Annotated in this window: 17 protein-coding genes and 1 pseudogene; 8 read left to right on the top strand and 10 right to left on the bottom strand. The window is 69.1% G+C overall.

Features of this window, described 5'->3' with window-relative positions; all coding sequences use genetic code 11:
* The first annotated feature begins 7 nt into the window (after positions 1-7).
* The gene (locus A4U64_RS03160) at positions 8-298 is read left to right on the top strand and encodes a hypothetical protein (RefSeq protein WP_157127558.1); all 291 of its coding nucleotides are present in this window, start codon (positions 8-10) and stop codon (positions 296-298) included.
* Here the strand turns inward: A4U64_RS03160 and A4U64_RS28125 are convergent.
* The 3 genes and pseudogenes from A4U64_RS28125 to A4U64_RS29190 all read right to left on the bottom strand — a co-directional run.
* Entirely contained in the window at positions 285-743 is a 459-nt protein-coding gene (locus A4U64_RS28125; RefSeq protein ID WP_157127557.1) for a hypothetical protein, read from the bottom strand. The genes A4U64_RS03160 and A4U64_RS28125 overlap by 14 nt on opposite strands.
* Positions 744-1,889: 1,146 nt before the next feature.
* The gene (locus A4U64_RS03150) at positions 1,890-2,093 is read right to left on the bottom strand and encodes a hypothetical protein (RefSeq protein ID WP_065922140.1); all 204 of its coding nucleotides are present in this window, start codon (positions 2,091-2,093) and stop codon (positions 1,890-1,892) included.
* Positions 2,094-2,401: 308 nt separating this feature from the next.
* Positions 2,402-2,732: pseudogene (locus A4U64_RS29190) on the bottom strand (transposase); the annotation flags it as partial.
* 592 nt (positions 2,733-3,324) lie between these two features.
* Here A4U64_RS29190 and A4U64_RS29185 point away from each other — a divergent pair.
* Positions 3,325-3,480: a hypothetical protein gene (locus tag A4U64_RS29185; RefSeq protein WP_326839323.1), complete on the top strand. Its 156-nt coding sequence runs from the start codon at positions 3,325-3,327 to the stop codon at positions 3,478-3,480.
* Between the two features lie 56 nt (positions 3,481-3,536).
* Here the strand turns inward: A4U64_RS29185 and A4U64_RS03140 are convergent, their stop codons facing one another.
* Positions 3,537-4,415 carry an oxygenase MpaB family protein gene (locus tag A4U64_RS03140; protein ID WP_231772972.1) on the bottom strand — a complete coding sequence of 293 codons (879 nt, stop codon included), beginning with the start codon at positions 4,413-4,415 and terminating at the stop codon, positions 3,537-3,539.
* A 254-nt stretch (positions 4,416-4,669) separates the two neighbouring features.
* Positions 4,670-6,127 carry a cytochrome P450 gene (locus tag A4U64_RS03135; RefSeq protein ID WP_084648584.1) on the bottom strand — a complete coding sequence of 486 codons (1,458 nt, stop codon included), beginning with the start codon at positions 6,125-6,127 and terminating at the stop codon, positions 4,670-4,672.
* 275 nt (positions 6,128-6,402) lie between these two features.
* Here A4U64_RS03135 and A4U64_RS03130 point away from each other — a divergent pair, with 275 nt between their 5' ends.
* Positions 6,403-6,615 (top strand): hypothetical protein, encoded by a 213-nt coding sequence (locus A4U64_RS03130; protein ID WP_043798425.1) that lies wholly within the window; start codon positions 6,403-6,405, stop codon positions 6,613-6,615.
* Positions 6,616-6,629: 14 nt separating this feature from the next.
* Positions 6,630-7,973 carry a helix-turn-helix domain-containing protein gene (locus A4U64_RS03125; RefSeq protein ID WP_065922136.1) on the top strand — a complete coding sequence of 448 codons (1,344 nt, stop codon included), beginning with the start codon at positions 6,630-6,632 and terminating at the stop codon, positions 7,971-7,973.
* 26 nt (positions 7,974-7,999) lie between these two features.
* Here the strand turns inward: A4U64_RS03125 and A4U64_RS29115 are convergent, their stop codons facing one another.
* The 4 genes from A4U64_RS29115 to A4U64_RS03105 form a co-directional block, all read right to left on the bottom strand.
* Positions 8,000-10,612, bottom strand: a complete 2,613-nt coding sequence (locus tag A4U64_RS29115) for a helix-turn-helix transcriptional regulator (protein WP_065922135.1) — start codon at positions 10,610-10,612, stop codon at positions 8,000-8,002.
* 162 nt (positions 10,613-10,774) lie between these two features.
* Complete coding sequence (locus A4U64_RS03115) at positions 10,775-11,191, bottom strand: hypothetical protein (protein ID WP_065922134.1); 417 nt, start codon at positions 11,189-11,191, stop codon at positions 10,775-10,777.
* Between the two features lie 151 nt (positions 11,192-11,342).
* Positions 11,343-11,825 (bottom strand): nucleoside deaminase, encoded by a 483-nt coding sequence (locus A4U64_RS03110; RefSeq protein ID WP_065922133.1) that lies wholly within the window; start codon positions 11,823-11,825, stop codon positions 11,343-11,345.
* A gap of 113 nt (positions 11,826-11,938) precedes the next feature.
* Positions 11,939-13,201 carry a lipase family protein gene (locus tag A4U64_RS03105; protein ID WP_065922132.1) on the bottom strand — a complete coding sequence of 421 codons (1,263 nt, stop codon included), beginning with the start codon at positions 13,199-13,201 and terminating at the stop codon, positions 11,939-11,941.
* 168 nt (positions 13,202-13,369) lie between these two features.
* Between A4U64_RS03105 and A4U64_RS03100 the strand changes: the two genes are divergently transcribed.
* From A4U64_RS03100 to A4U64_RS03085, 4 genes are all read left to right on the top strand, one after another.
* On the top strand, positions 13,370-13,849 hold the full coding sequence (locus tag A4U64_RS03100) for a nuclear transport factor 2 family protein (RefSeq protein ID WP_043798437.1): 480 nt from the start codon (positions 13,370-13,372) through the stop codon (positions 13,847-13,849).
* A gap of 1 nt (position 13,850) precedes the next feature.
* The gene (locus A4U64_RS03095) at positions 13,851-14,681 is read left to right on the top strand and encodes an SDR family NAD(P)-dependent oxidoreductase (RefSeq protein WP_006945887.1); all 831 of its coding nucleotides are present in this window, start codon (positions 13,851-13,853) and stop codon (positions 14,679-14,681) included.
* Positions 14,682-14,806: 125 nt separating this feature from the next.
* Complete coding sequence (locus A4U64_RS03090) at positions 14,807-15,958, top strand: bifunctional alpha/beta hydrolase/OsmC family protein (RefSeq protein ID WP_065922131.1); 1,152 nt, start codon at positions 14,807-14,809, stop codon at positions 15,956-15,958.
* The gene (locus tag A4U64_RS03085; RefSeq protein WP_065922130.1) at positions 15,955-17,784 is read left to right on the top strand and encodes a glycoside hydrolase family 15 protein; all 1,830 of its coding nucleotides are present in this window, start codon (positions 15,955-15,957) and stop codon (positions 17,782-17,784) included. Before A4U64_RS03090 ends, A4U64_RS03085 begins: the two co-directional genes overlap by 4 nt.
* Positions 17,785-17,857: 73 nt before the next feature.
* Here the strand turns inward: A4U64_RS03085 and A4U64_RS03080 are convergent, their stop codons facing one another.
* Positions 17,858-18,847, bottom strand: a complete 990-nt coding sequence (locus A4U64_RS03080; RefSeq protein WP_065922129.1) for an ABC transporter ATP-binding protein — start codon at positions 18,845-18,847, stop codon at positions 17,858-17,860.
* Positions 18,848-18,849: the final 2 nt, after the last annotated feature.

Genomic DNA, 18,849 nt, shown 5'->3' with positions numbered 1-18,849 from the left:
ATGGGAGATGGGTCACCGCCGTACGCCCGAACCCACCAACCGGCTGTCGCCGCCGCTGATGACCGCGGCCAGGTCCGACGCGGTCCCGGTGCAGGCCTGCGCGATCTGCTCGTTTGACCAGATCGTCGGACGCGGGCCGGGCCACGTCGCAGAAGCTGCCGACCGGGACGACTCGCCCCTGCCGGTCCGGCAGACGCGCGAGCATGAATGCGATCGACGGATCCTCGTCGTGAGCGTCGTGGACCACCAGAGAACCAGCGTCCACCCCGTCCAGCGGCACGAGGTCACAACCAAGTGACCTCCGAAGGAGGCACCCACCGCGGCAACGATCGCCGCACTCTCGTCCTCGGCTTGGAAGGTCCACGCTCCGTGGGACTGGTGGCGCGCAAGTCCCTGCCGCAGGTCCAACGCGGGCATGACCCGGTCACGCAGAGGAACAGCGGCCTGCCCGCGCTGCGGGCTCCGATCAGCAGTCCGTAGGCGAGCGCAAGGTTCTCGGAGACTGTACGGTTCCGCCCCTCCGGCAGATTCGCCGTCGCGACCTCATATCGCGATGCGCAGGACTCGGTGGTGTCCTCGAACGCGTAGTCGGCGTGAAATGCGGTGACGTTCGCCTCGGCGATTTCCGCCCGCTCCGCGAATCGACAACGCAGGTATTGCTCGGCCGTCTTGGTCGCGACCAGCACGTCCGGCCAGTCGCCCGCCGTGCCGATCCGATGGCCCGCGAACTGCAGCTCAAACAAGGAAACTCGGGCGAGAGTTTCTGCCGGAGGATATATCTCGACAGGAGAGTTCTGCAGTGGGACCAGGTCGTTACCCCGGATGGCCGACTCTCAGGTGAATTTGCCCCTCGACAGCTGCATACCCTCGTCGAGTCGCCGGCCACTCGGATGTTCCTGCTCGATAACCGTTTTCTACCAGTGGAATTGACAGCCATATGGGGGCACACTCCTCGCACCGAGTTGCCGACAACGACACGCGGCTAGGCGCCGCGGGCGTGGGGCCCGATCACGAACTCGGATCCGCTTGACCGATGAATTTAATCCCTTCCGATCGGAAGGTCAATAGTTTGTTCTCCCTGGCTGACATCATTTCCCTGACATGCTCTTGTGCCCTCGCACTTTCGCGTCCAGGTAGGTCGGCGAACCGCATCGCCGTACGTGACGGCCATCGAGCCAACTGGACGAAGTCCCCTTACGGTTGTGGACTGAGGTCGACGCCGTGCCGCGGCTGCGGCAGCGCGATTACCGCTCTGCGGCGAGTGCGAGCTGTGCTGTCGGTGGCAGGTTCTGTGGGGGCGGTTCGCCGTCGCGCAGCTCCGATACGTCCAGGGCGGCGAGCGCACCGGCGCCCAGCGCTGGGTCAGATCCGCCCGGACGTGGTAAACCAGCTCACGGGCGTGGCCACAGCATCGCCGCCCCCCAGGTAGCCATACCATCCCGTGGCGTGGCGTGGCGTGGCGTGGCGTGGCGTGGCGTGGAAGGATCTTGTTCCTGGTCACATGTCCTCGTCGAATTGATCTTCTGCTGGTGACATCGTGCGCTGCGCCTCGCGAGGCGTGCTCTGACCGGCATGGTCAGCCCCTCGATCCTCTGCTGTCGATCGATCATCGCCACCAAGACGTACAACGCCCGCGCAGCATCCCCACGTGTTCCGCTCCGGGCGGTACCGAGCTTCTACCCCGGCAGTCGCGGCTTGTGCTCGTGCCCGATGGTCATCAGCGAGCAGAGATCGCCGATATCGTTTGCGGCCGATCGGCTGTGCCACGCGAGTGTCTTCAGAACGACCGCTGCCTCGACGTCCGGAAGCAGTGCATCGAAGACCAGCGTGTCTCCTCGATGCAGGGGCGTGGATCGACACCTCGACCGGTGCGGCGTCCGGCGCGAGGCTCAACCCGGGATGACGTCGAACCCGTACTCCCCGACGTACACGGCATCAATGCGCCCGCCGGCCGTCAGCGGCACCAGCAAATCCACCGCCAAGGGAGTGTCGTCCCCGGACGGGGCCGGATAGCGGTTGCCCTGCACACGCCGATGGCCGCGGGCGAGAAGGTTCGTATGCGCGTCCTTGCCACCGGCAACGGCCTCCTCCATGCCGCATCCGCATCCGCCGGCACCCGCGCCACCGCGCTCGCGGTGGATACACGTGGGTCGAGAATGGGTTGCGTCCATGAAGATGGATGCTCCTATTGGTGTCAAGCCGTGTCAGCCAGGGGTTGGGAGCTGGACTGCTGTTCGCGGTCGGTGAGCCACCGCGAGTAGGTGGCGGCGAGATCGGGGTCGGGGCGTTGCCCGATTTCCAGACGTCGTAGACGCTGGTAGGGAACCTCGAGTGCGTTCGCCGCCGTGGTGATCGGGATGGCCAGTGTTCGGCGACGTTGTCGGAGTCGGCCCGTGTCGGTGCGTGCCCCCGGTTGCGGACTCCGGATGATTTTGAAGACTTCGCGCGCGACGAAGCGTTTGAGGCACCGGATGATCTCGCGCTCGGATTTACCCTTCCGTCGTGCGTCGCGCGATGTAGTCGACGGTGCGCGTGTCGCCGGCGGACATCCGCACGAGCACGATCCGATGGATCGCGGAGTTGGCGGTGCGGTCGCCGCCCCGGGAGAGTCGGTGCCGCTGATGCTGGCCCGACGACGCGGGGATGGGTGCAGTTCCGCACAGGGCAGCGAACTGCTGTTCGCTGGTCAGTCGTTCGGGGTTGTCGCCGCAGGCGACCAGAAGCTGGCCGGCGACAAGGGGGGCCGACGCCGGGCAGCCGCAGCCGGTCTGCGTGGCCAGCGCCACGACAACCCCCAGCGCCCACACCCCTGCCCCCGTCTTGCGGCCCCTCATCACCACCCCTTCCACCTGGCGCGTACCCGGTTGGTCACTATGCCATCCCCTGCGCCGGCACGGTTCGTTCCCCGATCCGGCGGTGCCGGCTGCACCGGCCGTGTCGGCAACTCGCTCACCTGCGCAGACGACACGTCCCTGCACGGACGGCGGCGGTCGGTACCGGTCGAGCGTGCGAGTGATCTGGACCAGGGTCAGATCGACGTGTGCGGGTCCGTCGTCGAGCTGGAACGGCCGCACGGTGACCTGAGCCTTCGCCACCGGCCGCCGGGTCCGTGCAGGCGCACCAGTTCGGTCGGGGGTGGTTCGCCGGCCTGGATGCGGGCGGCGAGGGCTTGCAGGTGCGGAAGATCGCCCGGGTGCACCATCGGGCCTGTGACGTGGGCGTTCTGCAAGCGCTGCGCTCGACCCGCCCGGGTGCCATGGTGGGCTGGGTCGGTGTCCCCCACGTCACCGACCTTCCGCAACAGCACATGTTCTGGAAGACCCGGTGCGCGCCTACCTCCCCGACCTGCTCGACCGGGTCTGGAACGGACGCATCGAGCCCGGCAAGGTCTTCGACCTCACCTTGCCCCTCGCGCAGGTCGCCGAAGCCTACGCAGCCATGGACAAGCGGCGCGCCACCAAGGTCCTACTGCGCCCCTGACCGGATTCCGGCACCCCTGCGAGCGGTCCAGCCATGACGCCACCGCCCGCGACGGTTCAGCGCGTGCCGCCGCTCACATTCTCGTGTGCCCCCGTGTAGTGCATCGGACTGTCCAGCAGATGCGCCGGCGGCAGGTTGCGATCGGGCGTGTGCACGACGGGCGCGTCCGCCGGGATGCGGCCCGATGCGCGGTCCCAGCCGGCCCGGGCCCGCGGATGGTAGCGGTAGCGTCGCGGAATCAGCTTCTCCCCCAGCCCGATCGAGCGGCCGATGGCGCGGTGCAGCCGTTCTTCCCGCTCGGAGAAGGTGTAGCCCAGCAGCGCGCGCACCGGCGGGTCGTACAGGCCGATCGTCAGCCAGAGGAACCCACAGGTCATCGGTGGCCGCAGCACCGTCCACACACTCGCGGGCACCCACCGCAGGAACGGCGGCCGCTCGAGGTGCGAGAGGTCCAGCACGTCGCGGGTCGCCTTGTTGTCCTCGAGCACCTCCCGGCACATGCGGTCCCAGTAGGCGAGGAAGTCCTCCCAGCTGCCGGGGACGGGTCGCATCGACACCCCGTAAAGCCGGTACCACCGGACGTGCTCGTCGAACAGCCTGTGCTTGTCCGCGAGGGACAGCGGGCCGTCGAACCACTCGATCGAGACCACGAGACTGTAGAAGAACGTCGCGTGCGCCCAGTAGAACGTGTCGGGGTCGAGGGCGTGGTAGCGCCGGCCCTTCTTGTCTATCCCCTTGATTGTGTCGTGGTAGCCACGCACCTGGGCGGCGGTCCCCGGGGCGCGCGGGCCGTCGAAGACGACGCCGTAGATGGGGTACAGCGACCGGTACAGGCGTTCCCAGCGCTCGGCGAAGAACTGCGAGTGCTCCTCCACGGCCGCGCCGAGGCCCGGGTGCATGTTCTGCATCGATCCGGCCCAGGGGCCGAACAACATTCCGCGCCAGCCGCCGAAGTACTTCCACGTCAGGCTGTCGGGGCCGAGCGGGACGAGCTCGCTTTGACTACGCACGTTGTCAGTTTGGGGTGTGGCCCGGCGCATGTCAAGGACGCACGGATTCGCTCGCACCTTCGGAATCTGCCCACGGCATGCACCGCGCAACCTCCGGAAACGCGCACGAATCCGTGATGGGGCGGGTAGGCGCCACTACCTCGGGGAATCAACCGTCTGTGCCCGTTTCCACAGTCCTCTCACGGCCACTGGTCCGTGTGACGGTTCGCCGGGCGCACCGGTACGCGCCGGCGGACGCGGCACGGCACCTCACCGGCCGGGTGCAGCAGCAGATCGGTGGTGAGCGCCACCGAGCCCGAAAGGGAACAGAACTCGAACTCACGCACCAGGATCGCCAGGGCTACAGCCGCCTCCAGCATCGCGAAGCGCTGACCGATACAGCCACGGGGGCCGTGACCGAATGGGAACCACGCATACTTGTGACGCTCCCTCTCGCTGTCCGGGGTGAAACGCTCCGGGTCGAACCGGAACGGCTCCGGCCACAGATCGGCACGATGGTGCACCACCCACGGCGCCAGGTTGACGTCCGCACCGGCAGGGATCCGATACCCGCACACCTCCCTCTCCTCGACGGCCCGCCGCGTCAGGTACGGCGAGGGTGGGTACATCCGCGCGGCCTCCTTGAGCACCATCGTCGTATACGTCAGCGCGTGGGCATCGGCGGCCGTCAGTGTTCCGCCGACCAGCACCTGTTCGGCTTCGTCCCGAGCTCGATTCTGCACACCCGCGTTCTTGCCGAGCAGGTGGAGTGCGAACGTCAACATGGTGGCCGTCGTGTCGTGTCCGGCCAGCAGAAACACCTTGACCTGATCGCGAATCTCAGCGGTGGACAACGCGTCACCGCCTTCCTGGGCCGCCACCAGGCGCCCGATCAGGTCGACCCCCGGCTCAGCGGCGGCGCGGCGGCGCTCGATAATCGCGTCACACAGCCCGTCGAGACGGGATTCCGCGCGCGCGATTCTCCGATTACCGGGCGTCGGCCACGCAGAGGGAAACCGAACCGCGGACACACCCCGCTGCAGGACGGCACGTCCGAGGACGGGCAACGTCGTGCGCAGCACCGGCAGCATCTGGGGCGCCTGCACGCCGAACAGGATGCGAGCGGCGACACCGAGCGTCAGCGCCGTCATCTCCGCACCGAGGTCGACGAGGCGACTCGGACAGTTGTGCCACCGGATGGCCACACGCTCGGCTCCGTCGACCATCGTCGTCACGTGGCCGTCCACGCTCTGCGGGGTGAACAGGGGCTGGATGAATCGACGCTGACGCAACCATGTCTCGTCCTGACTCGTGACCAGGCCGTTCCCGTACAGGTCGCGCATCGCGCGGTAGAACTCCGAGTCCTTCCGGTAGTTGAGGTGGTTCGGAGCGTTCAGCAGTTCCCCCACCCCGTCCGGGTGGTTGACCGTGAAGAACTCGCGGCGCCGGCCCGGCAGCCCGACGGCGTAGCGTACGACGTCGCCTCCCTCGGCGTACCCGCGCAGACCGAGTTCGAGGGGATCGCGAAGCAGCTCCCTCGTGGAGCCCAGCAGCCACGTTCCCCGGACGGTTGGTGGCTCCCGTGACGATGTGCACGGCGCGGGCGTTCGGCCCGGCTGCCGCGGTGCCACTGGGCCGCGGATGCTGTTGCATGACATGGCTGTCCTTGTCGTTCGGGTGGTCCGGCAGGACCGAGCAGTAGTGTGACGCGGTGGTGACCGCCCCCGGGCGGGGCCGAATCTCCGGACCGCATACTCAGCATCGGACGCCCGCCGCCGGGGGACGCGAGTAGTGCGCTACCCCAGTCCGGCCCTCGCGCCGAGCCGGGGTACGCATGGGGCACGAGGGGGACGTACCGTTCCGGCCGGGACGGATCCGAATGGAGTACCTCCCTACGCGTGCCGTCCCCGTGCCGCGGCGCAACCCTCGATGCATGAACGAGAGCTTCGAGACCTGGGACGCGATGTCGAAGGAGTTGCCGAAGCCGTACGCGGCAGCGCTGCGGATGCGGGCAGGGGCTGCCGGTGACGAACCGCTCGCCGGGTACGTGGACCCGGACGCGCCGGAGGGATCCGCGCGCATCGCCGAGGCCGAACCAGATGCCCTGCAGGTGTGGCCCGACGGTGGAGCACCGCTGCTGTGGTGACCTAGAATTCGCATGTGATCAGCGCGTGGCCGCTGACCGGCCGGGGGGACGAACTGCGAATCGTCCGCACAGTGATCGCCGGGGACAGCTCCTGCGCCGGCATCGTCATCGCCGGAGCACCTGGCGTCGGCAAGACCCGGCTCGCGCGCGAGGCCCTGGAGCAGGCGCGCACCCGCCGATGCCGTACCTACTGGACGGCAGGAACGGAGTCGTCCCGAAGCGTCCCGCTGGGTGCGTTCACCGACGTCGTCACCGACTTCGGTGCTGACCCGCTCATGCGAGTTCATGACGTTCTCACCGGGCTGGTCGGTGGACCCGACCGGCCGCATCTGGTGGTCGGTGTCGACGATGCACACCTGCTCGACGACATGTCGGCATTTGTTGTCCACCGGCTTGTGCTCCACGGACTGGCGACAGTGGTTCTGACCATCCGCGCCGGCGAACGCTGGCCGGATGCGCTCGTCCGGTGCTGCAAGAATGGACCGCTGCGCAGACTCGACCTGCGTCCGTTGTCCCGGGACGACACACGCACGCTCGTCGAGACGGTGCTCGAAGCTCCGATGGAGGCGTCCAGCGCCGAGCGACTCTGGGCCTGCACGCAGGGGAATGTGCTCTATCTGCGCCACCTCCTGGAAGACGAATATGCAAGCGGTCGGCTGACGCAGTCGTCGGGCGTCTGGCTGTGGCCAGGTCCGTCGGGCCTGTCACCGACCCTTCTCGGTCTGGTGGAAGCGAGCATCGGCCGGCAGTCGGCGTCGGTCTGCGAGGTGCTCGACGTTCTGTCCACCTGCGAGCCCCTCGACCTCGCGGTGTTGCGAACAGTGGTCGATCCCGCCGCACTCGACGCAGCCGAAGCGAGCAGGCTCGTTGTAGTGGAGACCGACAACCGCGCACCGACCGTCGTCTCGGGTCCACGGGTGGCTGCCGCCGCTGCCCACGCGACCGCGCTGGCCGGACGGGACGGCGACGCACTGCTCGAAGCGTCCCGTGCGTACGAGGTCTTCGGAGATCTCGTCGCGGCTGCGGACGCCGCGGCCCACGCCGCCGCGAACTTCCGGCGGGCCGGCCGCCGCGGGCCCGCGCTGACTGCGTGTGCCGTCGCCCGACGATTGGCTGACGCGTGCGAGGGAGCGAGCATCCCCGCGTTGCGGGCCAATCTGGAGCCGGTTCCGGTGACCGGACGCCAGCGAGAGATCGTGGCGCTCGTGCAACGGGGCTTGTCCAATCGGGAAATCGCCGAGCGACTGGGGGTTTCCGTGCGCACCGTGGAAGGTCATCTGTACCGCGCCTGCCGGAGAACCGGGGTCTGCAGCCGGGACGAGCTCGGAGAACTCCTGGGCACCCACCCCAATCGATGACATCGGTCTCCCGTGTCGGTTGTGCGTCAACGGCATTGCTCGCGCAGCAGAGCCGCGAGCTCGTGCCGGTTGCGGGTTCCGGTCTTCTTCTGTGCCCGATACAGATGGCCTTCAACCGTTCGTACCGACATCGTCAGCGCTTCGGCAATCTGACGGTTCGTCAGTCCCCGCATCACCATCGAAATGATCTCGCGCTCACGGGGCGTCAGGGGAAGGTCGCGGTCCGCCGTCTCGCGGAGGGCGGGGGTGGTCAGCCCTCCGCATTCCCGGGCAAGGCGTTGCGCGCGGGCGCCCAGTGTCAACGACGACCCGCGCAGATTCGCGCGAGCGAACGCGAGAGCGGCGCGCGCAGCGGCATCAGCCGCTGCAGCCGTATCCCCCATTTCCTCGAATTGCGTTGCAACCTCGGATAACGCCTTTCCGTCGTGGTCGGACGCAGCGGAGGCGAATGCGGCCGCGATGCACGCGCGACGACTTCTCGTGCTCTCCGCAAGATGCGCCAGCCGCCTTCTTCCCGTCACGTCCCCCAGGTGAACTGCGACCTGTAGGCACATCACTTCCCGGGCATGTTGCCGATGCTCGGCGGCGAACTCCGCGGCCCGGAGCGCGACCGCCGCCGCTGTGCTGACCGCCCCCAGCGCCGCATGGCCCCAGGCGTGGGCGAGCAACCGCTCCGAGTCGACGAAGTCGAAGGCCGGGTGCCGGTTCTGGTCGACGCTGGACAGCAGCGCCGTCGCCGCAGTACCGCGACCTGCCATCGCCAGTGCCTGAGCGAGAAGTATGCCGTACCGATACATCAGGACCGGGTAGTCGAGCGACGTGAACTCGGCAAAGGCCCGATCGAGGCGTTCGAGGGCGAGTGCCAGCCGCCCGCCCCCGAGGGCGGCCATGCCCGCGATCGCGGTTCCCACCGCGCTCGTCACACCGGGGAGCCGAATGCACTCGCGGTAGGTTCGAGCGGCAACGACTTCGGCTTCGGCCACCTCGCCGGCGAGGAGCATCGCGTCGACGTGGAACTCGACGAGGCCTACGCGCTGGTACGAGGCTTCCTGCCAGGATTCCGCCAGTCTGTAGCCCTTCGATGCGGTCTCCGAGGCCAGGTTCCACTCGCCCACATCCCCTGCCGCGATGACAGTTCCCCAGATCGCGCACATCGCCGCCGACGCGGGCACCCGTGTCGTGTCGATATCCCGGCCGAGTTCGAGTGCGGCCAGGGGATCACCCGCGACAGCTCTCTGTACGGCGCGAACGGCGCGCAACGACTCCGCCACGGTCGGCGGGGCGTCGCCGAGCGCGTTGTCGACGATCCGTTTCGACTCCTCCGGCCGCGCCAGGATCCACAGCATGTTCGTAGCCCGGAGCGTCAGCAGACGCGCGAACCGATCGTCCGTCAGGCTTTCGAGCGGCATGGCGGCGAGCACATCCTCGGCCTCGGTTCCCCGGTTCAGCAGCAGGAGGGCGTGAGCACGACAGAGGTCGGCTTCGGCCCCGCCTCCGGCGAGCGAACTCGCATGTGCCAGCCTCTCGCAGAGGGACAGATCCAGCAGCGCCATCGCGCCCCGAGCGGCGCGCAGGAACAGGTCCGGGTCGATCGGCAGGTCCGAGTCAGCGTGCAGGACCGCCCGCCGTACGACGTCCTCGGGTCCGGACGGGGGGAGAGCCGCGAGCGCCGACACGACACGCCCTCGCAGGCGCCGCAGTCGCGTGTCCCCGGCACGTGCTCGACGCACCTCTCCGTACAGCGGATGAGCCATTCGCGCAGCTCTCGGCCGACTTGCTGCGTCTATTCGGATCAGCCCGCGGTTCTCCGCCTCTTCCACCGCATCGAGGTCGGACAGCTCCGACAGCACCGCGACGGGCAACGGTTCCGCCACCGCAACCAAGTCCAGAACCGTGCGCACCGCCTCCGGGAGGCGGCGGATCTGTTCGCCGAGCAGGTCCGCAATACTGTCGGAAACGGTGAATTCCTCCTGCCAGAACCACAATCCGTGACATTCTCGAAGTCGGCCGCTGGTTACCTCCTGTGAGACGAGATGCCGCAGGTACAAGGCATTGCCGCGCGTCAGATCCCATATCTTCGATGCCGACTTCTCGTCTACAGGACTGCCGAGCACACTGGCGAGCAGTGCGTCGGACTCGGATCGCGACAAGGGCTGAAGATCGAGCCGCAGCAGCATGCCGTCCTTCCACAGGGCGGTGACGGCATCAGGTGCCGGCTCCCCGGACCGTACCGTGACGATCAGCCGGGCAGTCCCTCGCAACGCCGCATGGTGGATCACGAATGCCGACAGTTCGTCGAGCAGATGCGCATCGTCGATCGACAACACCTCGTCGGGGCTTTCGGAAGTGGACGACTGTACGAGCTGGTCGATCAGCTGAAGGGGGTTGGAGGTCGGGTGGTCACACCATCCGGCCAATGCCCCCAGCGGCACCGTCCGCGCCGATGCCGTCCCCACCGCCGACCGCACGGAGATGCCGGCCGACGATGAGCGGAGCACCAACTCGTGCGCCAGTCGGCTCTTGCCCACCCCGGCCTGGCCCGCGATCACACATCCGCGGTAACCGTCGGTACCGTCGAGCGCCGCCTCGAGTAGACGCAAGGCCCCTGCGCGTCCGATGAGCGGCCCTTCCCCCGCCATAACGGCATGGTAGGGACGTCGCTCGTACCGTGTCCACCATCACGCGGCGGCCCGGAGGGTGTCGAGGGCACATGGACTTGCTCGCATCTTCGGAATCTGCCCACGCCGTGGCCTGTGCGAATCCCGAAGATGCGAGCAAGTCCTTCCCCGGTGCCGGTTCGCTCAGCCGAAGGAGAAGTGGCGGCTGCCGACGAACCGTGTCTGCGCCGGGCCGGGGATCGAGACGTCGATCGAACCGACGCTTCGGTACACGTGGTCGTCGTCCTGGCAGTCCGCGTCGACCGTGTAGTCGCCGTCGGGCACGTTGTCGAACTTCACGGTTTCGTAGTCGGCGTAGTAGATCTCGGCCACTCGCACGTCGGGGATTCCGTTGATCACCGCGTTGCAGTAGTGCGGGTAGTCCGCCTCGGGGGCGCGGTAGTAGATGAACTTGACCGTGACCGTGTGCTCCCGCACGCTCACGCTCCAGCTGCCGTACGGGTAGGGGTCCACTGCCGATGCCGTGGGCGCGAGGCCCGTCATCAATGCGAGCGGCGCCGCGAGGGCGACCGCTGCGCGTCCGAGCTTCGAGCCCTTCATGGGCGTTCCTTTCGACCGTTGACCAGCCCGACCGGTTCAATGGTCGACCCAGGTACGGGTACAGGAACTGCAAAGCGCCGCAGTCGAACACAACCCGTGATCAACATCGATTGGCTGTCACCCGGCCGTGACCCAGCGTGTCACGGAACAGTCACACCGCGTGTCCGTGACACCGACGATGCAGGGCACGCACCTCGTCGAGGAGTTCCGGTACCGGCCCCTCGACGGTCACCCCGGGCGCAACCTCCTGGATCGGCAGGGCCCGGACGGGCGCCGGCGGCACGCCCAGCTCTTCCAGCCAGCCGACCAGTTGCGCCGAGGACGCCACGTACACGACGCGGCCCAGCCCCACCCATCCGTGCGCGGCCGCGCACATCGGACAGTGCTCGCCGGACGTGTACACCGTCGCGCCGGCGCGCTCGGCTTCGCCCATGTGCTCGGCGGCCCAGCGGGCCAGTTCGAACTCGGGGTGCCGGGTCCGGTCCCCGCCCGCGACGCGGTTGCGGTCCTCGGCGAGGCTCGTGCCGTCGGCCGACACCAGCACCGAGCCGAACGGCTCGTCGCCGGCGTCCAGCGCCTCCCGCGCCAGTTCCACACACCGCCGCAGGTGCGTCATCTCCGATTCGTCGATCACGAGGTCCTCCCGGTGCTGCGGTTGTCGACCGCATCATGTCACCGCGGTCGTCGACCGCATCATGTCACCGCGGTCGTCGACCGCATCATGTCACCGCGGTCGGCCGGCGGCCGTCAGCCGGTGCAGGTGTTCTCGTCGGGCGCGCCCGCGAACCGCCGGTCCATCCAGTCCAGGCCTTCCACGGCGGCCGGGATCAGGCCGATCCCGTGACCCGCACCCGTCCCGGTGAGCACCGGCAGGATGCCGTAGCGACGATAGGTGACGGATGTGCCTCCCGCGCACCACTTCCCGACCATGGTGTCGACGCCGCTCACCTGGACGAAGTCGTCGGTCGTGTTCTGCGCGACGAACGTCGGGATGGCGGGGGCGATGTTGCCGAGCTGCTGCTCGTGCACCAGCGACGCCCACGGTTCGGCGGCCAGGTGGTCGGCGATGGGCCGGCCGTCGACCGTGTACCAGGTCGTCGGGAAGAACGGATTCATGCGCGGCGCGTCGTAGATGCAGTACGTCTCGGCGCGCGCGAGGATGTCGCGTCCGGCGGGATTGAACACACTCAGCAGTTCCTCCCGCAACTGCGGATAGGCGGCGGCGAATCCGTTGACCACCCAGCCGATTCCGCCGGAGAGCAGCGAGCCGTCGCCGGCGACGGCGAGATCGGCGAGCGACGCCGGCGGTGAACCCGCGACCGCGGCGACGACGGGCAGCTCGGGCGCGTAGGTGTCCGCCAGCTCCGCGGCCGCCGCCGACGACATGCCGCCCTGTGAGTAGCCCCAGAAGCCGATGCGGGTGCCCTCGTCGATGCCGCGGTCGGTCAGCCGCAGGGCGGCACGGGCCATGTCGAGCATGGCGTGCCCCTGCGAGACGCGGTTCAGGTAGGGATGCACACCGGGTGTGCCGAGGCCCTCGTAGTCGGTCATCGCGACGGCGTAGCCCCGCGCGAGCAGCGGCACGATGTGCAGGTATTCGTACTCCTGGGCGTGATGGGTCAACTTCGACGGCGCGCACTGATCGCCCATGCCCTGCGTGCCCGGGCCGAGGACGATCGTCGGGCGCGGGCCGTCACCGGCCCAGGGTTGCGACGGCACGAACACCGTGCCGGTGACGGCGGTCGGGCCGCCCGTGGCGTTCTCGCTGCGGTACATCACGCGGGTGACGGTGGCGTCGAGCGCCGGCGCGACGGCCGGTTCGGCGCGCAGGACGTCGCCGGCCGCACCGGCGGGCAGCGGATCGGGCGGGAGGTAGAACCCGTCGTCGCCCGTGCCTGACACGGACCCCGTCGGAGCGGCGGCCGCGACGGGACCTGCGACGAGGGGCATGAGCAGCATCGTCAGGGCCGCGGTGAGCAGTCGGGCGGTGCGCATCGGCATGCCGAGCATTCTGCACACGTGTGTACCGCCACGGAAGGTGTTACGTCGATATTTCTGCAACAAGTTCTATGACAGGATGGCGCCACGGTCCGATCACCGGGACGACCGATGCCGAGAGGAGCCCCCCGGCGCTACGGTCCGCTCGCCGCTGTGTCCGCAGGACGGAAGGACGACGCCATGACCGTCGAAGAGCGACTGGCCCGACTCGAAGCGCTCGAGGAGATCCGGATGCTCAAGCACCGGTACTTCCGCGCGTGCGACGCCAAGGACCCGAAGGCCATGCGCGACTGTTTCGTCGCGACGGGCGCCGACATCTATTACGGCCCCGCCCTCGGCAGCTTCGACGACGCCGACGCTCTCGTCGACGTCTACGCCCGCATCGCCCTCGAACGCGTCGACGACCGGTACATCGTGCTCGACATGCACCACGGCATGCACCCCAGCATCGAACTCACCGGCGACGGCACCGCCACCGGCGCCTGGACGCTGCGGTTCCGGCAGGTCGACCTGCGTGCCCGCACGGAGCGGGTGAGCGCACTCGACTACGACGACGACTATGCGATCGAAGACGGCAGGTGGAAGATCGCCCGGTGCCACGTGCGCGTCCACTGGTCCATCGAACGGGCCCTGACCGACGACGTGAAAGTGGTGTTCTGACATGACCGAACGCAGGGTCGCCCTCGTCACCGGCGCGAGCCGCAGCGTCGGCAAGGGCATCGCATGCGCCCTCGGCTCCGACGGCTGGACCGTCTACGTCACCGCGCGGGGCCCGGTCGGCACCGACAGCCCCCTGGACCGGACCGCCGCGACTGTCACCGAACGCGGCGGGCTCGGCATCGCGGTGCAGTGCGACCACACCGACGACGAGCAGATCCGGGCACTGTTCCGGCGCATCGCCGACGAGCAGGGCGGCCGGCTGGACCTGCTGGTGAACAACGTGTGGGCGAGCCCGCCCGGGTTCGCGGGCTTCTCCGAGCCGTTCTGGAAACGCCCGATCAGCGATTGGGACAGTCTCGTCGGCGTCGGACTGCGCGCCCACTACGTGGCCTCCGTCGACGCCGCGCAGCTGATGGTGCCGCGCGGCAGCGGGATGATCGTCAACATCTCGTCGTTCGGCACCCGCGGCTACCTGCACTCGGTGCTGTACGGCATCTCGAAGGCCGGCCTCGACAAGATGGCCGCCGACATGGCCGTCGATCTCGCCGGCACCGGCGTCACCGCCCTGTCGCTGTGGCCGGGACTGGTGAAGAACGAGGCGATGCTCGCCCGCGGCATCGACAACTTCGAGGGCTTCTCCCTCGCCAACGCCGAGACCCCGGAGTTCGTCGGCCGCGTGATCGTCGCGCTGGCGAACGATCCGAAGGTGAACGAGCGCAGCGGGCGCACCCTGATCACCGCCGAGACCGCCCTCGACTACGGGGTCGTCGACGTCGAAGGCAATCAACCGGATTCGCATCGGGCCGCGTTCGGCGGCGGCCCGCTGTACTGATCCGCGGCCCGGCGCACCGGGCGAGACGCCGTGATCACCCCTGCGGGTGCGGATCTTCCGCGGTTCTCACCGGGTTTCCCGAGGACGAGATAGCCTCGGGCGAGAGGGTGAAAGGGAGCGGCAGCATGCACAGCGAGAGACTCCACTTCGCCGGCTCCGGCGCTACGGAACTGGCGGGCCGGCTGGACCTGCCGGAGGGCACGCCGCGCGCGTTCGCACTGTTCGCGCACTGCTTCCCCTCCAGCGAGGACGTACCGGCGGCGGCGCGGATCTCGGAGGTCCTCACCGAGCACGACATCGCCGTCCTGCGCTTCGACTTCGCCGGTCGCGGTGGGTCCGGCGGGGACTGTGCCGGCACCACCTCCGGTCCCGATGTCGCCGACCTCGTGCGTGCGGCGGATTTCCTGCGCACCCACCATGCCGCTCCCAGCATCCTGATCGGCCACTCCCGCGGCGGCACGGCCGTCCTCGCGGCGAGCGAGCACGTGCCCGAGACGCGAGCCGTGATCACGATCGGTGCCCCGGCCGGGACCGAGCGGATCCACCGGCCCGGTACCGCACTGCTGGTGATGCACTCCCCCACCGACGACACGGTCGGCATCGACAACGCCCGACAGATCTTCGCGGCCGCCCGCCACCCCAAGTCCTTCCTCTCCCTCGACGGCGCCGACCACCTGCTCTCCCGGCAGTCCGACGCCCGGTTCGCCGCCTCGCTGCTGGCGACATGGGCGAGCAGGTACCTCGACGAGAACACTGCGGCCCAGGCGCCCACCGCGCCGGCCTCGGCCGAAGGCGTCGTCGAGGTCACCGGGAACGGAGCCACCCGGTTCGGGCAGCGCATCACCCTCGGCCGGCACCTGATCACCGCCGATGAGCCCACACCGGTGGGTGACGACACCGGGCCTTCGCCGTACGACCTGCTGCTCGCCTCCCTCGGCGCCTGCACGTCGATGACGCTGCGCATGTACGCCGACCGCAAGCAATGGCCCCTGGAGAACGTGACGGTTTCCCTGCGTCACAGCCGGATCCACGCCGCGGACTGCGAGGACTGCGAGACCCGGACCGGGCGGCTCGACAAGATCGAACGCGTGATCCACCTCGCCGGTGTTCTCGACGAGCAACAGCGGCAGCGTCTGCTCGACATCGCCGACCGCTGTCCGGTGCACCGGACGGTGCACTCGGAGATCGTGGTGGACACCGCCCTCGCAGCCGGTGACCCCGCCGACCGGGAGACCCGCGACGCACCGACGGCGACGACCGGGCCGGCACCGGCATGAGTTCGCTGCCCATCGGCGACTACGCACTGCTCTCGGATCGGCACTCGGCCGCACTGGTGTCGTCCGACGGTTCGATCGACTGGCTGTGTATGCCCCGCTTCGACAGCCCCTCGATCTTCGCCTCGATCCTCGACGACAACGCCGGGCACTGGTCGATCCGGCCGGCCGGCGAATTCCGGGTTCGGCGCGAGTACGTCGAGGGCAGCATGGTTCTTCGCACGCTCTTCCACACCGGCGGGGGGACCCTCGAGCTGCGCGATGCCCTGATCCTCGGGGATGCGCAGGACCCCCATCGCCTGGGGGAGCACGCGCCGCACATGCTGGCCCGGACCGTCACCTGCACCCGCGGCAGCGTCAGCGCGGAGCTGCTGTTCCGGCCTCGTCCGGAGTACGGTCTCGTCGCGCCGGTACTGACCGCCGTCGACGGCGGGATCACGGCCGCCGGTGGGGCGAGCCGGTTGACCCTGTCGAGCACGGTGCCCCTCGAGGTCGGCGGCGGCGCAGCCCGGGCCCAGTTCGACCTGCACGCCGGGGAGAGCGCGTACTTCGCGCTGCAGCACGCGGCACTCGGCGCACCCGTCCCGCCGGTGCGTCCCGGAGCCGCCGTCAGGGCAGCGGTCGACGACACGACGACCGGCTGGCAGGACTGGTCGGCGCAGCACCAGGCCTACCAGGGCCGCGCGCGCGACCTGGTCCACCACTCGGGACGGGTGCTGCAGGCCTTGAGCTACCAGCCCACCGGCGCGATCGTGGCGGCAGTCACCACCTCGCTTCCCGAGCAGGTCGGCGGTGCGCGCAACTGGGACTATCGCTACTCCTGGGTGCGCGACGCCAGCATGACCATGCAGGCCTTGTGGGTCGCTGCCTGTCCGGACGAGGCACACGAGTTCTTCGATTTCATGGCCACTGCCGCTGCCTGCTCCTACACCAACCGCCCCCTCCAGATCATGTTCGGCATCGGCGGGGAGCACGACCTGTCGGAGCGGACCCTTCCGCACCTCTCCGGCTGGCGTGGCAGCAAGCCCGTCCGGGTGGGGAACGGTGCCTGGACCCAGCCCCAGCTCGACACCTACGGCGAATTGCTCGACGCCGCCGCCCAGCTCCGTGACCAGGTCGGCTCGCTCGACAGTCCGACTCGAAACTTCCTGGTGGGCCTCGCCGACGCCGCCGCGGCACGCTGGCGCCAACCCGACAACGGCATCTGGGAGGTCCGCGGCGAGCCGAGGCACTTCGTGCACTCCAAGGTCATGTGCTGGGTGGCCCTCGACCGTGCTGTCGCCCTGGCCGACTGGCTCCACGCCGACGGCCATGTCGAGGCATGGACGGCCGCTGCCCAGGAGATCCGAGATGCGGTGCTCACGCAGGGGTGGAACGGGGCCCTCGGTTCGTTCACGCAGTCCTTCGGCGCATCGAACCTCGACGCCACCGCCTTGCTGCTGCCGATCGTCGGTTTCCTTCCCCCGGACGACCCGCGGGTGCTGTCCACGATCGACGCCGTCCGCGAGCGGCTCACCGACGCCCGCGGCCTGGTTCACCGCTACCACACCGCGGCGGGGGTGGACGGCCTCGAGGGCCAGGAGGGAACCTTCCTGCTGTGCACCTTCTGGCTCGCCCAGGCCCTCGCACTGGCCGGTCGCACCGACGAAGGTGCCGAGGTCTTCGAACGCGCGGTGGGCTACGTCAACGACGTGGGATTGCTCGCCGAGGAGATCGACTCCGCCACCGGGGAACAGCTGGGCAATTTCCCCCAGGCGTTCAGCCACATCGGACTGGTCAACGCCGCCTGGGCGCTGCACCAGGCAGAGCACGTCGGCACGTTCCACTGAACCGGCTGGATCGAGGTGGAGGAAGAGAGTTCCGGGGTTCGCCGGCCGCGTGATCGTCGCACCGCCGAACGCGTCACGCGAGGTGGCAGGCCACCTGCCCGCCGCCGGGCACCTCGGTGGTCTCCGGTCGGCGTTCCCGGCACACCGGCATCACCTGCGGGCAGCGGGAGCTGAACGCACATCCGGCCGGGGGATTCGCCGGGTCGGGCAGCTCGCCGTCGAGCCGGATCCGTACGCGGGTGCGTTGCCGCACGGGGTCCGGGACGGGCACCGCGGACAGCAGCGCCTGCGTGTATGGATGCGCGGGCTCGGTGAACAGCCGTTCCGACGGCCCCCACTCCACGATCCGGCCCAGGTACATCACCGCCGTGGTGTGGGCGATGTGCCGGACCACGGCCAGGTCGTGGGCGATGAACAGATATGCGATGCCCAGCTCGGCGGACAGCTCCTCGAGCAGCGCGATGACCTGGTTCTGGGTGGACACGTCGAGGGCACTCACCGCCTCGTCGGCGATCACCAGCCTCGGCTCCACCGCGATGGCCCGGGCGATGGCGATGCGCTGACGCTGGCCGCCGGAGAACTCGTAGGGGTATCGCTCGGCGTGCTCAGGCCGCAACCCCACCTGTTCGAGCAGGCGGCGCACCTTCCGACGCCGAGCCTCGGCGTCCAGGTCGGTGTGCACCTCGAGCGGTTCGGCGATGGCGTCCCCGACCGTGCGCGACGGATCCAGCGAGGAGTACGGGTCCTGGAACACCATCTGCATGTTGCGCCGCGCATCCCGCAGTTCCGACCGGTTCAGCGTGGTGATGTCGACGCCGTCGAGGACCACCGAGCCGGCGGCGACGTCGACCAGCCGCAGGATGCCGCGGGCGGTGGTGGATTTTCCGGATCCGGATTCCCCGACCAGGGCGAAGGTCTCGCCGGGCCGGATGTCGAAGCCGACCCCGTCCACCGCGCGGATCGTCCGCTTCTTACGCGACATCCGGCCCCGGACGGGGAACTCGACCCGCAGGCCCCGCACGCTGAGCAGCGGTGCGCTCGCGGCCGATTCGACGACGTCCACAG

Origin of the sequence: Rhodococcus sp. WB1, assembly GCF_001700945.1 — a bacterium.
Lineage (GTDB): Bacteria > Actinomycetota > Actinomycetes > Mycobacteriales > Mycobacteriaceae > Rhodococcus > Rhodococcus aetherivorans.
Note: the sequence above shows the minus strand (reverse complement) of the source record. Positions and strands in the feature narration are given on the sequence as shown.